At 57.0% G+C, this 14,433-nt stretch carries 16 protein-coding genes; 11 read left to right on the forward strand and 5 right to left on the reverse strand.

Annotated elements, in window-relative coordinates:
* Positions 1-5: 5 nt before the first annotated feature.
* Positions 6-785, reverse strand: coding sequence for an SDR family oxidoreductase (locus tag AWB64_RS02150; RefSeq protein ID WP_060816959.1), 780 nt, complete (start codon positions 783-785; stop codon positions 6-8).
* 389 nt (positions 786-1,174) lie between these two features.
* Here AWB64_RS02150 and upp point away from each other — a divergent pair, with 389 nt between their 5' ends.
* The 10 genes from upp to AWB64_RS02200 all read left to right on the forward strand — a co-directional run bounded on the left by upp (position 1,175) and on the right by AWB64_RS02200 (position 11,173).
* On the forward strand, positions 1,175-1,828 hold the full coding sequence (upp, locus tag AWB64_RS02155) for a uracil phosphoribosyltransferase (RefSeq protein ID WP_060817179.1): 654 nt from the start codon (positions 1,175-1,177) through the stop codon (positions 1,826-1,828).
* Positions 1,829-2,188: 360 nt separating this feature from the next.
* Positions 2,189-2,917, forward strand: coding sequence for a YebC/PmpR family DNA-binding transcriptional regulator (locus tag AWB64_RS02160; RefSeq protein ID WP_060817180.1), 729 nt, complete (start codon positions 2,189-2,191; stop codon positions 2,915-2,917).
* 338 nt (positions 2,918-3,255) lie between these two features.
* Positions 3,256-4,545, forward strand: coding sequence for a phosphoribosylamine--glycine ligase (gene purD / locus AWB64_RS02165; protein WP_060816960.1), 1,290 nt, complete (start codon positions 3,256-3,258; stop codon positions 4,543-4,545).
* 170 nt (positions 4,546-4,715) lie between these two features.
* Positions 4,716-5,639 (forward strand): oxygen-dependent coproporphyrinogen oxidase, encoded by a 924-nt coding sequence (gene hemF / locus AWB64_RS02170; RefSeq protein ID WP_060816961.1) that lies wholly within the window; start codon positions 4,716-4,718, stop codon positions 5,637-5,639.
* Between the two features lie 103 nt (positions 5,640-5,742).
* The gene (locus tag AWB64_RS02175; RefSeq protein ID WP_060816962.1) at positions 5,743-6,399 is read left to right on the forward strand and encodes a nicotinate-nucleotide adenylyltransferase; all 657 of its coding nucleotides are present in this window, start codon (positions 5,743-5,745) and stop codon (positions 6,397-6,399) included.
* Positions 6,400-6,403: 4 nt separating this feature from the next.
* The gene (gene rsfS, locus AWB64_RS02180) at positions 6,404-6,844 is read left to right on the forward strand and encodes a ribosome silencing factor (protein ID WP_060816963.1); all 441 of its coding nucleotides are present in this window, start codon (positions 6,404-6,406) and stop codon (positions 6,842-6,844) included.
* 64 nt (positions 6,845-6,908) lie between these two features.
* Positions 6,909-7,379: a 23S rRNA (pseudouridine(1915)-N(3))-methyltransferase RlmH gene (gene rlmH, locus AWB64_RS02185; protein ID WP_060816964.1), complete on the forward strand. Its 471-nt coding sequence runs from the start codon at positions 6,909-6,911 to the stop codon at positions 7,377-7,379.
* Between the two features lie 68 nt (positions 7,380-7,447).
* The gene (locus tag AWB64_RS02190; RefSeq protein WP_060816965.1) at positions 7,448-8,068 is read left to right on the forward strand and encodes a Maf family protein; all 621 of its coding nucleotides are present in this window, start codon (positions 7,448-7,450) and stop codon (positions 8,066-8,068) included.
* Between the two features lie 7 nt (positions 8,069-8,075).
* Positions 8,076-9,545, forward strand: a complete 1,470-nt coding sequence (gene rng, locus AWB64_RS02195) for a ribonuclease G (protein ID WP_060816966.1) — start codon at positions 8,076-8,078, stop codon at positions 9,543-9,545.
* A gap of 275 nt (positions 9,546-9,820) precedes the next feature.
* Entirely contained in the window at positions 9,821-11,173 is a 1,353-nt protein-coding gene (locus AWB64_RS02200; RefSeq protein WP_060816967.1) for a Fic family protein, read from the forward strand.
* Between the two features lie 35 nt (positions 11,174-11,208).
* On the opposite strand, the gene AWB64_RS02205 is transcribed toward AWB64_RS02200, so the two are convergent.
* The 3 genes from AWB64_RS02205 to AWB64_RS02215 form a co-directional block, all read right to left on the reverse strand.
* Positions 11,209-11,571 carry a hypothetical protein gene (locus AWB64_RS02205; RefSeq protein WP_244163905.1) on the reverse strand — a complete coding sequence of 121 codons (363 nt, stop codon included), beginning with the start codon at positions 11,569-11,571 and terminating at the stop codon, positions 11,209-11,211.
* 441 nt (positions 11,572-12,012) lie between these two features.
* Positions 12,013-12,375, reverse strand: coding sequence for a hypothetical protein (locus AWB64_RS02210; RefSeq protein ID WP_157766564.1), 363 nt, complete (start codon positions 12,373-12,375; stop codon positions 12,013-12,015).
* Positions 12,376-12,431: 56 nt separating this feature from the next.
* Positions 12,432-12,770 (reverse strand): hypothetical protein, encoded by a 339-nt coding sequence (locus tag AWB64_RS02215; RefSeq protein WP_060816970.1) that lies wholly within the window; start codon positions 12,768-12,770, stop codon positions 12,432-12,434.
* 96 nt (positions 12,771-12,866) lie between these two features.
* Between AWB64_RS02215 and AWB64_RS02220 the strand changes: the two genes are divergently transcribed.
* Entirely contained in the window at positions 12,867-13,121 is a 255-nt protein-coding gene (locus AWB64_RS02220; RefSeq protein ID WP_060816971.1) for an Arc family DNA-binding protein, read from the forward strand.
* Here AWB64_RS02220 and AWB64_RS02225 read toward each other — a convergent pair.
* Positions 13,118-14,416 carry a HEPN domain-containing protein gene (locus AWB64_RS02225; protein ID WP_060816972.1) on the reverse strand — a complete coding sequence of 433 codons (1,299 nt, stop codon included), beginning with the start codon at positions 14,414-14,416 and terminating at the stop codon, positions 13,118-13,120. The two genes, AWB64_RS02220 and AWB64_RS02225, sit on opposite strands and share 4 nt — an antisense overlap.
* Between the last annotated feature and the right edge of the window lie 17 nt (positions 14,417-14,433).

Below are 14,433 nucleotides of genomic sequence, written 5' to 3' on the forward strand. Positions count from 1 at the left end.
CGTTATCAATACGTGCCCGGATATGCGCCGCCGTCGATCAGCAGGTTCTGCCCGGTAATGTAGCCCGCGTGAACGCTGCACAAGTATGCGCACGCCCGGCCAAACTCTTCCGGCGAGCCGAAGCGGCCGGCAGGCAACTTGGCCATCCGGCGTTTCTTCGCTTCTTCCACGGTAATGTTGTTTGCCTTGGCGTCCGCGGCGAACGTGGTGATGAGCCGGTCAGTGTCGAAGGAGCCTGGCAGCAGGTTGTTGATCGTCACGCCGGTTGCCGCAACCTTTCGCGACAGTCCCGCGATAAACCCCGTCAGCCCCGAGCGCGCTCCGTTCGACAAACCGAGCACATCGATAGGCGCCTTCACCGACGAACTCGTGATGTTCACGATCCGACCGAAACCGCGTTCGATCATGCCGTCGAGCGTCTGCTTGATCAGCTCGATCGGCGTCAGCATGTTCGAGTCGAGCGCCTTGATCCAGTCGTCCCGGGAAAACTGCCTGAAATCGCCCGGCGGCGGCCCGCCCGCGTTATTCACGAGAATGTCGGGTGCCGGACAGGCAGCGAGCGCCGCAGCGTGCCCCTCGGCAGACGTGATGTCGCAAGCCACCGGCGTCACGTTCACGCCATAGCTCGTCCGGATGTGTTCGGCCGTCTCTTCCAGTGGTCCGGCCGTGCGCGCCACGATCACCAGATTGACCCCCTCGGCGGCAAGCGCTTCGGCACAACCGCGCCCCAAACCTTTGCTTGCCGCGCACACGAGCGCTGTGCGCCCCTTAATTCCCATGTCCATCGCTGCCCCTTTGTAGTTGCCCGCTTCAACAGGTCCGCATCCGCTCAAGCCGGATAATCAGTACCGGGCCGATTCCTGGCTTGCAATCCGGCTCGCCATCCGGCGCATTGGATCGCGTGATGCAATTCTAGAAGAATGAGGGATTGGGCGTCGGCCGCGCAATAGACCGGATGGCCTATCGTCCGCAATCTCCGGTTTTAGCACGTCTAATTTGGGTAAACTGGCGGCACTGCCTAAGCTCGGCACTCGATAACCACCCCGCTCGCGCACTCGGGAACCCGAATGTGCGTTCGGACAAGCTGATCCAATGCGGCTCCTGCATCGAACAATTTGCAACACATGCACCACCCGAATCCACATTTAATGCCGCGGCAACCGCGCGAAACGCCATGAACCAGGACAGCCGCTTTCCGAATCTTTTCATCCTCAATCACCCGCTGATCCAGCACAAGCTGACGCATATGCGGGACAAGGACACGTCCACGCGCACGTTCCGCGAACTGCTGCGCGAAATCACTTTGCTGATGGGGTATGAAATTACCCGCAACCTGCCGCTCACCACAAAGCGGGTCGAGACGCCGCTGGTCAGCATCGACTCGCCGGTTATCGCGGGTAAAAAGCTCGCTATCGTGCCTGTGCTGCGCGCGGGCATCGGCATGTCGGATGGCTTGCTCGACCTGATTCCGTCGGCCCGCGTCGGGCACATCGGCGTGTATCGGGCGGAAGATCACCGGCCGGTCGAGTATCTCGTGCGCCTGCCGCCCGACCTGGAGGAGCGCGTGTTCATCCTGTGCGACCCCATGCTCGCAACCGGCTATTCCGCAGTGCACGCGGTCGACGTCATGAAGCGGCGCAAAGTGCTGGGAGAAAACATCATCTTCGTGGCGCTGGTCGCGGCTCCCGAAGGCGTGAAAGTCTTCTCCGACGCCCACCCCGACGTAAAGCTTTACGTGGCCTCGCTCGACTCTCATCTGAACGAACACGCGTACATCGTCCCGGGTCTGGGCGACGCCGGCGACCGGCTGTTCGGCACTAAGAACTGACGAACAGGAAGACAGGTCCGCGAGTTTGCGCGTGACCAATGTAGGGCCAAAGCCTGTTGGCCCAGCGCGCCATGATAAAATTCGGGTCCGCCAAATGCACGGTGCAAGGCCGAAAGGTACGGATTCAACGCAATCCTCGTTGCTGAAACGTTACGGCTCGACCAGCCAGGGCGCGGTTTGCGACGAAATTCGGGCGAAATGTACTCTCGCGACCGCACAATCTTCGGCACCGGCGAGCCTGCTGCACAGACAACCGAACAGGTTGCCGCCCGGCGCAAAACGCTGCGCGGGATAGCTGTACAAGGCGACGACATTGACACACAGGCGCGCGGGAAAAACTCGCGCGCGATGGAGAAAGGTATGGCGGGTCATTCAAAATGGGCCAACATCAAGCATAAGAAAGCAGCGACCGACGCCAAGCGTGGCAAGGTCTGGACGCGTCTTATCAAGGAAATTCAGGTCGCGGCGCGCATGGGCGGCGGAGAAATCGACACCAATCCGCGTCTGCGGCTTGCCGTCGAAAAGGCCTACGACGCCAACATGCCCAAGGACAACATCAACCGCGCGATCCAGCGCGGCGTAGGCGGTGTTGACGGCGCGACCTATGAAGAAATCCGCTACGAAGGCTACGGCATTGGCGGCGCGGCGATCATCGTGGACACCATGACGGATAACCGGACCCGGACGGTCGCGGAAGTGCGCCACGCGTTTTCGAAGTTCGGCGGCAACATGGGCACGGACGGGTCGGTTGCGTTCATGTTCGACCATGTCGGCCAGTTCCTGTTTGCCCCCGGCACGTCAGAAGACAAGCTGATGGAAGCGGCGCTCGAAGCGGGCGCGGACGACGTGGTGACAAACGAGGACGGCAGTATTGAAGTAGTGTGTCCGGCCAATGACTTTCAGAAAGTGAAAGATGCGCTGGAAGCAGCTGGATTCAAGGCCGAGGTTGCCGAAGTCATCATGAAACCGCAGACCGAAGTCGAGTTCACCGGCGAAGACGCTGCGAAAATGCAGAAATTGCTCGACGCGCTGGAAAATCTGGACGACGTGCAGGAAGTCTATACGAACGCAACAATCGACGAAGAATGATGGCGAGCTGGTGAGGCGCTTGATTTCCCGCACGGGAAATCACAGTACCCGAAGGCCAAGCGCCGCATGCACTTCTGGCCCGATTGGTGCATGCGCGTTCAGCAGTGAGTTCGAATGTGCACAAAAAAGCCGCTAGCGGCGTTTTGACAGCAGGAAGTCGTGTGACGCAGCCACAACCGGCGCGAGCGCTTTCCGCTTCTCAATTGCCCGGTGGCCAGTGGCAATCATTCGAAACGCAGCAAAGCAAAACCGCGGAGGCGCGGCGAAACGGTTCAGAAGAAACGCAACCGCTTCGTTTCGCCAGCCGCCACGAATTTCTTAAGGTCTTCGAGGTTTAAATGAAGTTACTCGTCGTCGGTTCGGGCGGTCGCGAACATGCGCTCGCGTGGAAGCTCGCACAGTCGCCGCGCGTGCAGATGGTTTATGTCGCGCCGGGCAACGGCGGTACGGCTCAGGACGAACGTCTGCTGAATGTCGATATTACCGATCCCGCCGCGCTCGCCGATTTCGCTGAAAAAGAACAGATCGCGCTGACCGTGGTCGGCCCTGAAGGCCCATTGGCCGCGGGTATCGTGAACTTGTTCCGCTCACGGGGCCTGAAGATTTTCGGCCCGACCAGAGAAGCGGCGCAACTGGAAAGCTCGAAGGATTTCGCCAAGGCGTTCATGAAACGCCATGCCATTCCCACAGCCGAATACGAAACGTTCACGGACATCGCCGCCGCGCACGCGTATCTCGATACCAAAGGCGCGCCAATCGTGATCAAGGCCGATGGGCTGGCCGCGGGCAAAGGCGTGGTCGTGGCTACAACACTGGAAGAGGCGCATGCGGCGGTCGATTCCATGCTCGCCGACAACAAGCTGGGCGACGCCGGCGCGCGCGTGGTGATCGAAGAATTCCTGGATGGCGAAGAAGCGAGCTTTATCGTCATGGTGGATGGAAAGCATGTGCTGGCGCTGGCGTCGAGCCAGGACCACAAGCGCCTGCTGGACGGCGACAAGGGTCCCAACACCGGCGGCATGGGCGCGTATTCGCCTGCGCCCATTGTCACGCCGCAGTTGCACGCACGCGTGATGCGCGAAATCATCCTGCCGACCGTGCGCGGCATGGAGCAGGAAGGCATCCGCTACACCGGTTTTCTTTACGCCGGTCTGATGATCGACGCGCACGGCAACCCGAAAACGCTCGAATTCAATTGCCGCATGGGAGACCCGGAAACGCAGCCGATCATGGCGCGCCTGAAGGGCGATTTCTCGAAGGTCGTTGAACTGGCGATCGCCGGGACGCTGGCGACGGCCGAAATTGAATGGGACCGGCGCACGGCTCTGGGCGTGGTGCTCGCGGCTCATAATTATCCGGACACGCCGCGCAAGGGCGACCGGATCAGCGGCATCCCGGCGGAAACGCCGGAAGCCGTGACTTTCCATGCGGGAACCACGCTGGAAAACGGCAAGCTCACCACGTCGGGCGGACGCGTCTTGTGTGTGGTCGGTCTGTCGGATTCGGTTCGCGGCGCGCAGTCCGTCGTCTACGATACGATCAATCAGATCACGTTCGACGGCATGCAGTATCGCCGGGACATTGGATATCGGGCGCTCAATCGCAAGGCGCCGGATCGACAAAGCTGATCGCGCATCGCTGAACGGCTCGCGTGGCCGGCGGCCGCAAATCAGTCAGCAGCAATCAGGCACTGCACTGCCGGACCTTCGCGTCCGGCAGTGCGTTTTTAGAACAAACGAAGCGAGAGCAGGCAAACGCCTTCCCGCCCGCCCCGCATACCAGAAAGCAAAGCAGCACCATGACCGATTCGACCCATAACGTACACGCTGTGCGCACCTATCTCACCGGTTTGCAAAAGCAGATCGCGGAGACGCTCGGCGCGTTCGATGGCACCGAATTCGCTATCGATTCCTGGCAGCGTGGGCCGCAAGAGCGGCTGCGAGGCGGCGGAAGTACCCGGATTCTCGAAGGCGGCCAGTTTTTCGAGCGCGGCGGCATTGGTTTTTCAGACGTGGCCGGCGATTCCCTCCCGCCTTCGGCGAGTGCGGCGCGCCCGCAACTGGCCGGTCGCGGCTTCGAGGCAATGGGTGTGTCGCTTGTCATGCATCCGCGCAATCCGCATTGCCCGACCGTGCATATGAACGTGCGCCTCCTGATCGCGACGAAACCCGGCGAAGCGCCGTTGTTCTGGTTCGGCGGCGGAATGGATCTGACGCCGTATTACGGCTACGAGGAAGACGCACGCCATTTTCACGGCGTGTGCCGCGATTCGCTCGCTCCGTTCGGCGCAGATCTGTACCCGCGTTTCAAGAAATGGTGCGATGAGTACTTTTATCTCAAGCATCGCAATGAAGCGCGCGGTATAGGCGGGATTTTCTTTGATGATGTCGCCGAACCCGGCTTCGACGAAGCCTTCGCCATGATGCGCAGTGTCGGCGACAGTTTTTTGAGCGCGTATCTGCCGATCATCGAACGCCGGCGCGACACGCCGTATGGCGAAGCAGAGCGGGAATTCCAGACCTACCGGCGCGGCCGCTATGTCGAATTCAACCTGGTATTTGACCGCGGCACGTTGTTCGGACTTCAAAGCAGCGGCCGTACGGAATCCATCCTGATGTCGATGCCACCGGTTGTCACATGGCGCTACAACTGGACACCGGAAGCCGGGACGCCCGAAGCGCGGCTTTATTCGGATTTCCTCACAGCGCGAGAGTGGGTTTAAATAGCCACGGGAATATGAGAAATTCGCGCTACAACCTTTGTGCTCCGTCCCCCAAGAGGACAGTCCACTGAAACCCGATCTTCCTTGTGCTCGACGTGTCGGCTTGCTGGGCGGCACGTTCGACCCGATCCACGACGCTCACCTGGCGCTCGCGCGGCGTTTTGCCGAGCTGCTCGATCTCACTGAACTCGTCCTGCTGCCCGCTGGCCAGCCGTGGCAAAAAAAAGACGTTACGCCAGCGCATCACCGGCTCGCGATGACCCGCGCGGCAGCGGATTCGCTGCGTATTGAAGGCATGGAGGTGACCGTCGCGACCGATGAAATCGATCACGATGGCCCGACTTACACCGTGGAAACGCTGGCGCGCTGGCGCGAACGTGAGGGCGAAGATGCCTCGCTGGCGCTCCTGATCGGAGCTGATCAGCTCGTGCATCTGGATTCCTGGCGCGACTGGAAGCGCCTGTTCGACTTTGCGCACGTGTGCGTGGAGACGCGCGCGGGCTTCGATGTCTCCACGGTGTCGCCCGCCGTCGCCCGTGAAATTGCGGCTCGCAGCGCCACGGCAGAAGTGCTCCAGTCCACGCCGCACGGCCATCTGCTGATTGATTCGGCGCTGACGCTGGAAGTGTCCGCGACCGAGATTCGCGAGCAGCTTGGCGAGCGCCTCGAGGCGCACGCGGCAGGCAAGATCGCAGCCGACAGTCATGTACCGTCCGCCGTATGGGACTATATTGTTCAACACCACTTGTACCATCGGTAAAAATATGGAAATTCAAAAGCTTCAACGCGCGATCATCGACGGTCTCGAAGACGTCAAGGCGCAGGACATCAAGGTGTTCAACACTACTCACCTGACCGCCCTTTTCGACCGCGTGATCGTGGCGAGCGGGACGTCGAATCGTCAGACCAAGGCGCTTGCGAACAGCGTGCGCGAAAAGGTCAAGGAACTGGGCGGCGACGTCATCAGCACCGAAGGCGAGGAAATCGGCGAATGGGTGCTGGTGGATTGCGGCGACGCCGTTGTCCATATCCTGCAACCGGCATTGCGCCAGTACTACAACCTCGAAGAAGTCTGGGGCGACAAGCCGGTCCGCGTGAAACTGCAAAGTTCCGGCGGATTCGGCGGCGCGCGTGTCACGGCTGACGAGGACGACGAAGACGAGGAACCGGCCGCCAAGCCGGCGCGCAAGACCACGCGCCGCTGAGCCTGGATCGCCGCGAACGCGCCGCCTCGCTTGAGAGCGAGCAGTTCGTACGCGCTACGCTGCCATGAAACTTCATATCCTCGCAGTCGGCCACAAGATGCCCGACTGGATCGCCACCGGCTTCGACGAATACGCGAAACGCATGCCGCCCGAGCTGCGTATCGAATTACGCGAGATCAAGCCAGAACAGCGCTCGTCAGGCCGTAACGCCGAGAGCGTAATGGCGGCGGAGCGCGTGCGCATCGAGGCGGCGTTGCCCAAGAACGCCCGTCTGATCGTGCTCGACGAACGCGGCCGCGACTGGACCACGATGCAACTCGCCGGCGCCCTGCCTGACTGGCAGCAAGATGGCCGGGACGTGGCCTTCGTGATCGGCGGCGCGGACGGTCTGGACCCGCAAGTCAAGGCACGTGCTGAAGTCTTGCTGCGTGTGTCGAGCCTTACGCTGCCGCACGGGATGGTCCGCGTGCTGTTGGCCGAGCAGCTTTATCGCGCGTGGAGCATCACGCAAAATCACCCCTATCATCGCGCGTGAACGGCAACTGGCCCATTGAAGCATCGATGCGCTGAGCCGCTGGCGCGTGCGCTTCGAGGATTGCCTGAATGCCATCGATCACGTATCCGTTTGTTTATCTCGCATCGCAAAGTCCACGGCGGCGCGAGTTGTTGCAGCAACTCGGCGTGAAATACGAACTGCTGCTGCCGCGCCCGGATGAAGACGCCGAAGCACTGGAAGCCGAGCGTCCTGGCGAAGCCGCCGATACCTATGTTCTTCGCGTTTGCGTGGCCAAGGCACATGCCGCGCGTGCTCGCCTTTTGGAAGGCAAGCATGTTCCTTCGCCCATTCTCGTCGCCGATACGACCGTCACGCTCGATGGCGACATCATGGGCAAGCCGGACGACGCCGGGCATGCCGTCGCAATGCTCGAACGTCTCTGCGGACGCGATCACGAAGTGCTGACGGCGCTCGCGGTGCTCAACGCAGAAGGCGAATTGCTCGAGCCGGTCCTGTCGCGTTCGCTCGTGCGTTTTGCGGCCGTCGAGCGTGCTGCACTGCAACGATACGCCGCCACCGGCGAACCCCTCGGAAAGGCCGGTGCATATGGCGTTCAGGGACGCGCGGCGGCGTTTATCGAACGGATTGAAGGGTCCTATTCGGGTATCATGGGCCTGCCTCTTTTCGAAACAGCCGCACTCCTGCGCGTGGCCCGCGTCGACTTCTAAACCGTCCATGAACGAAGAAATCCTGATCAACGTCACACCGCAGGAAACCCGCGTTGCCCTCGTTCAGCAAGGCGCGGTGCAAGAGCTTCACGTCGAGCGCACCCTGTCGCGCGGGCGTGTTGGCAATGTGTATCTCGGCAAGGTCGTGCGCGTGCTGCCGGGCATGCAGTCAGCGTTTATCGATATCGGACTCGAGCGGGCTGCGTTCCTGCATGTGGCCGATATCTGGCATCCGCGCATTGCCGGCGAAACGCATTCGAGCGCGCCGCATATTCCTATCGAAAAAATCGTATTCGAAGGGCAGGCGCTGATGGTCCAGGTGGTGAAAGATCCTATCGGCACGAAGGGCGCGCGGCTTTCCACGCAGGTAAGCATCGCGGGACGCACGCTGGTTTATCTGCCGCAAGAACCACATATCGGGATTTCGCAGAAGATCGCGAGCGAAGCCGAGCGCGAGGCCATTCGTGCGCGGCTCACGGCGGTTTTGCCGGTGGACGAAAAAGGCGGCTATATAGTGCGCACGATTGCGGAAGATGCAACGAGCGAAGAACTCGCCGCCGATGTCGCGTATCTGCGCAAGACCTGGGCAACGATTGTCGCGCAGGCTCAGCGCGTGGCGCCGACTTCGTTGCTGCATCAGGATCTGAATCTGGCGCAGCGTGTATTGCGCGATTTCGTCAACGATGAAACCTCGCGCATTCAAGTCGATTCGCGCGAGACTTATCAAATGCTTGCGGATTTCGCTGCCGAGTTCACGCCGGCTGTGGCTTCGCGCGTGCATCACTATGCGGGCGAGCGGCCGCTTTACGATCTCTATAACATTGAAGCCGAGATTCAGCGGGCATTGTCACGGCGCGTGGACTTGAAGTCCGGCGGTTATCTGATGATCGATCAGACTGAAGCCATGACGACTATCGATGTGAATACGGGCGGTTATGTGGGCGCCCGAAATTTCGACGACACCATCTTCAAAACCAATCTTGAAGCGGCTCATACGATTGCCCGGCAATTGCGGCTGAGGAATCTGGGCGGGATCATCATTATCGATTTCATCGATATGGAGAACGTCGAGCATCGTGATCAGGTTCTCGGTGAATTGAAAAAGGCGTTGTCGCGGGATCGGACGCGTGTGACGGTCAATGGATTTTCTCAGCTTGGCTTGGTCGAGATGACGCGAAAGCGCACGCGCGAGTCGCTCGCGCATGTGTTGTGCGAGCCGTGTCCGACTTGCGATGGAAAGGGCCAGGTCAAGACGCCGCGAACGGTGTGTTATGACGTGCTGCGCGAGATCATGCGCGAGTCGCGGCAATTCAATCCGCGCGAGTTTCGCGTGGTGGCGTCGCAGCAAGTCATTGATCTGTTTCTGGAGGAAGAGTCACAGCATCTGGCCATGCTGATGGACTTTATCGGCAAGCCGGTTTCGCTGCAGGTGGAGTCGAATCTGAGTCAGGAGCAATACGATATTGTATTGATGTAAGTCAGGATTGTTGACTGGTAAAGGACTTAGCTTAGTTTTTCGTGGTATTCCGCGTTTTAGCTACTAATCTAGCCACTAATAATCGTAGTGATGCTTGGGTCAACAGTATCAAAATTCAATTGGGCAAGCACCGTCATGGATCGAAGCATAGATGCCAACACGGCAATGGGACTGCTTTCAAAGCCACCACGCTGAATTCCGAGGGATAATCCGACTACCTAGCCCTAAATAGGCCGTGACAGAAAACTGACCAGAGTCAAATACGCGAGGAAGCTGTGAACCTTAACGAAAAACTTACGAAATTAGATTCTGTCAAAGCTGAAATTGATGCTCAACGGCCCATAAGCGCTGATCAAGAACAGAAGCTGATGCAAAAGTTTCGGCTTGACTGGAATTACCACTCCAATGCGATCGAGGGCAACTCTTTATCGATCGGCGAAACGGCGGCGTTGATCAGCTACGGATTAACGGCAAAGGGAAAACCATTCAAGGATCATCTTGACATATCCGGCCATGACACCGCATTGTCCGCATTGGTTGATTTAGTGCGTAATCAAGAGCCTCTGACTGAACATGTGATCAGAGGGCTTCACGAACTAATGCTCGGTGGGACGCACGATGTATCGACTGTTGACGATAAAGGCGGAAGAACCACAAGGACTATTAGAGCGGGTCAATATAAATCCAACCCAAACCATGTGCAGACCGAAGGGGGCATAGTTCGGCAGTTTGCATCTCCAACCGAAACACCTTTAATGATGGCAGACCTACTTGCTTGGTATAGGCAAGAGCTGGCCGAAAAAACGTTACACCCAGTTGTTTTCGCGGCGATGTTCCATCACCGATTTGTAGCCATTCACCCATTCGACGACGGTAATGGACGAATGGCCCGCATCATCATGAACATAACTCTCATGCAGATGGGGTATTCGCCTGCGATTCTCAGAATCGAAGACCGCAACCCTTATATTTCCTCCCTAGTACAGGCCGATGCCGGCGAGCTTAGCTCGTTAATTGATCTAGTGGCAGACGCAACGCTGCGGTCAAGCGAACTGTTTGTAAAGGCTATTAATGGCGGAGCAATTGATGATTTGGGAGATTTCGACAAGCAACTTCTGTTACTTAGGCAATCTGTCTTGGACAACAATGAAGCCGAGTCGCCTGCAACTGCCGCCGAAATGCTAGCTGTTTGCGAAAATCTTTTGATCCCAGCTTATCGACGTATCGAGCAACGACTTGAACATATTGCTCCAATGTTTGCATCGGCAGCTACCAACAGTATTGCAACTCTGCAAGACGGCACTAATATTGTCCAAAAAGACTTGGGGCAGCTAGCAGCGATTCTACCTGCCGCTGCGGCCGGAAGACCGTTTTTGCAAATGCAGTTGTTCTTCCAAGCCCGCGCGTTCGCAAAAAATGCAAAACAAGACTTCATGATTCAAGTTATGTGCAATTTTGGAAGAAATGATTTTGTCGTTACTTCTACATTGACTGGAATACAAACTGGGGAACATTTTAAGTCCGACTATGCAAGAGTATTTACGGCTGTCGATAGTGAACAGCTCGCGAAGTTAATACTGACTGATGTCTTGGCGTCTATCAACAAGATCGTTCGCCCTAACAATTAGCAGCTGCCTATTTGCGGATTAAACGTCGTGTGCATTCAGTATCTTTCATCGTTTGCAGATTTGGTATTCATAAACCGCCGTAACTGCCAGCCGCGGATTTCTACAAGAGCATGCGCCCATTCGGTTGGCGAAAGGATGCGCCAGCCCGGCTCAGGCCGCGGCCACAATCTCTTTATACGAAAACTCGAAATGTCGGGCCAGTTTGGTCCAGTCGGGTTCGCGGAAGCTGAATGCGTATAGAGCGCGACATAAGCCGGGATGTCTGCGAGCTGAGCAAGTCGCAGGATAACCCCCGATGGTTTCTCTTGGTCAATGTCGCGCGCCACTTCAATCAGCGCCAACGGTAACTTCCCCGCATCGTCGTATTCGGTGAAAACAACCGAATCGAGATCGACCATCGTCAAAGACTCCGCTTCGATAGCCGGCAAGTATCTGCGAATCGATGGTGCGCGGTGCCACATCCCATATGATCGGTCCCGCAGTTCATAGCGCTCAGTACGCATGAGCGGCTCCTAGAAGGGCCGCAGCGCATTAGATGCCCACGGCAAAATGTTAAGTTGGTGGAAGCAAATCGCCGGCTCAGTTACTAGTCGGCGCGCAACTTGAGTTTCTTTCCAAATCGCAAACTACTTTCGTCGCATCCGAGGCGCGCTGCATATAGTCCTCCCTGATGATGCGAGCATTGTGCAGTCCAGTCGCCGCTGAATAGCTCGTTTTGCCGAATCAGATCGACGTAAAGCAGCCAGTGCTAACCGTATAACTTTAGCGCGCGGTCATCAGGGACGACACGCTGGTCCTTTCCGGTCGGACTGCTCTGGGAAATTTGACTTACCCCGGCTTTACTCATTTCCTGAGTTCCTGAGCGCGAACTCCTTACCCATCGACGCCAAATTACGCAACGAGGTGTTATCGCTTGCCAGATCGGCGATCACCCTGAAGATTTGCGCGATATGGCGAAAATCGTCTTTTGCACGCCGAGTAGCCGCCAACTGGAACAAGTAATCATCAACGCCTTTCTCGAACGCTTGGAGCGATTGTTCCGAGATAGCGTTAAATTCATCTTCGGTCACAAACCCGAGGCTGGCCGGCATCGCCTTCTCCTGCCATTCGAACCCGGCCTCGCGCCAAAAGCAGTCCAGCGTTTCGCGCTGAGTGAACGCAGCATAACCAGCAGATCGAGCCGCAGATAATATTTCGCTCATGTCCCGTCCAATGAGCGGTAGATCTGCTTCCGATACTCGGGGGCTGCCTACTGTGTTCACGATTTCGCTCCGCATGTTTCGTTACGTTCGATCTCTTCATCTAAGGCACCAATGGAGAAGTTCGTCAGCGCTACGACGGCTGCGTGAAAGCCGCCAATGATCATGGGTTCAAGGACAACATCTTCGAAACTTTGTTTGGAGACGGTATTGGCTAAGATCACGCGATTGATTGCTTGGATGCCTTCCAGCGCATGCAAGACATTGTGAAACGTCGTCCCGTGAAGGGTGATATCGCCTTTGAAGCGATCGAACGTTTCGTTAAGCATGGCTAGGTTCTCGAACACTGGCTCGGCAGACGGTTGCTCAGTGGCTTTCACGGCGGAAACGGATTTCATGGGTCGCTCCTCAAAAAGGGGGTTTGCTCTGCTCACGGCGCAATATAGCACCGTGCTTTATTGCATGCAAGCACCGTGCTGCATTAATATAAGGCCATGGCTAGAGACGACCCCCAAATCAATTTACGAATTCCCGCTGATCTGAAGGATCGGCTTGACCGCGCATCGCTGAAGACCAAGCGTTCACTCACCGCTGAAGTCGTGGCGCGGTTAGAGGAGACATTCAGGGCGGGGAACGAAAAAGATGCTCCTCCAGCGATCGATACAAAGACGATGGATCTCTTTGCGGATCACGTGGCGGGAAAGGTGGTGAAAGCGCTGAACGAAATCGAGAAGAAGCGGACGAATTAAGCGGTGCCAGAATTCGTCGATCGCAACATGTTATGCATTTCGGCCCAAGTGCAGCGTAACAGCATCTCCGCCGCTGCCGCGCTAGCGGGCCTATGCGCCTTCATCAGCTTGCTTGCTCGCCCATGCACCACGTCACCTCGATGACTATACATTCCTTTAAACGCTTGCCTCAAATTCATTCGCTCAGACTCAGTTCGTCCGAGCATATACGCATATCGATCGGCCAGTCGCTCAGTGACATCACGGCGCCCGCCGTCAACCCCAAGCAACGCTTCTAAGCCAATGCATCGCTGCAGAAAAGCGATGCTCTCGTTCGATGTAGCGGAAGAATCGACGTACCACTCCATAGCCGCTCGTATCGGAATGGAATCGGGGGATTTAAGCGAAAGAAACTTGCTCGCAGTGGAAAAACTCAGCCTTACCGCTTGGTGGATATCTTCACCCGTAGTTGCTGCTCTTTTGTTAGCCGTTAGAAGGCTTTTCCCGGGTTTAGAATCCATAACTTCGAGAGGCTCCTTAAAGTACAGTTGCTGCAGGAAGTCATTAAGGTCATACGGTACAGAAACGCCGTGAACCTTATGCCCGGGGCCGCGTTGATCAACAACAAAGCTAGGAAACTGGCCCGCGGTGCTTCGCATATCCCAACGCCTAGGACTGTACCTTTGACCAAGCGTTCCGGTTGCAAGGCCGATGAAGACGAATTGCTTGATTATTGACAGGGCGTCGCTCATGACGTTACCTTCTGGGTCGTCGCTTGCGAACCCACTACCTCTTACTTTGATAAACCGCGACACGCCTGTTCTATTTGATACAACTTCCTTGCCCAATGTCTTGAGCAGGCCATTAGATGGTTTCGCGCTTTCAACATAGGCGCGTAGTTCTTCGCTGAACGACCCGTCTATCAGCGTGATATGTTCAGTAATGGGTATTTCCGCTTGTTCAAGCCGCATTAAGCCACTGAGCGGAACAAACACATCGATGACTGAAGGAATAGCCTCCAACTCCTCCCGGATATTCTGAAATAATCGGTTACTAGTAATGCCTTCGTCGAGGCAAGAGAGGTAGCCAACAAAATTCTCAGGGAAGCTAGTGGCTTCCTGAAAGGCAGTAGTCCAAAATATTTGCAAAAGGTCGCCATAGTCGATAAAGTCCTTCCATGGAGCAGCGTATAGGATTGCGGCCCGCAGTTTTTCAAAAGCATGCGGGTCTCGCACCTCAAAGAGACGAGTAGATGAGAATTCGAGACTCTGTATCAGAGTATGCAGTGCCTCAAGCTGTTTTTTGTTTAAACGCATTTGGTATTTGATCTTTC

This window comes from Caballeronia sordidicola (assembly GCF_001544455.2).
Lineage (GTDB): Bacteria > Pseudomonadota > Gammaproteobacteria > Burkholderiales > Burkholderiaceae > Caballeronia > Caballeronia sordidicola.

Coding starts and splice junctions, on each gene's coding strand:
- AWB64_RS02190 (WP_060816965.1), top strand. CDS start 7,448: ATGCCATCGATCACGTATCCGTTTGTTTATCTCGCATCGCAAAGTCCA.
- AWB64_RS02160 (WP_060817180.1), top strand. CDS start 2,189: ATGGCGGGTCATTCAAAATGGGCCAACATCAAGCATAAGAAAGCAGCG.
- AWB64_RS02205 (WP_244163905.1), bottom strand. CDS start 11,571: ATGGTCGATCTCGATTCGGTTGTTTTCACCGAATACGACGATGCGGGG.
- AWB64_RS02210 (WP_157766564.1), bottom strand. CDS start 12,375: ATGAGCGAAATATTATCTGCGGCTCGATCTGCTGGTTATGCTGCGTTC.
- hemF (WP_060816961.1), top strand. CDS start 4,716: ATGACCGATTCGACCCATAACGTACACGCTGTGCGCACCTATCTCACC.
- purD (WP_060816960.1), top strand. CDS start 3,256: ATGAAGTTACTCGTCGTCGGTTCGGGCGGTCGCGAACATGCGCTCGCG.
- AWB64_RS02215 (WP_060816970.1), bottom strand. CDS start 12,770: ATGAAATCCGTTTCCGCCGTGAAAGCCACTGAGCAACCGTCTGCCGAG.
- AWB64_RS02150 (WP_060816959.1), bottom strand. CDS start 785: ATGGACATGGGAATTAAGGGGCGCACAGCGCTCGTGTGCGCGGCAAGC.
- AWB64_RS02225 (WP_060816972.1), bottom strand. CDS start 14,416: ATGCGTTTAAACAAAAAACAGCTTGAGGCACTGCATACTCTGATACAG.
- AWB64_RS02220 (WP_060816971.1), top strand. CDS start 12,867: ATGGCTAGAGACGACCCCCAAATCAATTTACGAATTCCCGCTGATCTG.
- upp (WP_060817179.1), top strand. CDS start 1,175: ATGAACCAGGACAGCCGCTTTCCGAATCTTTTCATCCTCAATCACCCG.
- rlmH (WP_060816964.1), top strand. CDS start 6,909: ATGAAACTTCATATCCTCGCAGTCGGCCACAAGATGCCCGACTGGATC.
- rsfS (WP_060816963.1), top strand. CDS start 6,404: ATGGAAATTCAAAAGCTTCAACGCGCGATCATCGACGGTCTCGAAGAC.
- rng (WP_060816966.1), top strand. CDS start 8,076: ATGAACGAAGAAATCCTGATCAACGTCACACCGCAGGAAACCCGCGTT.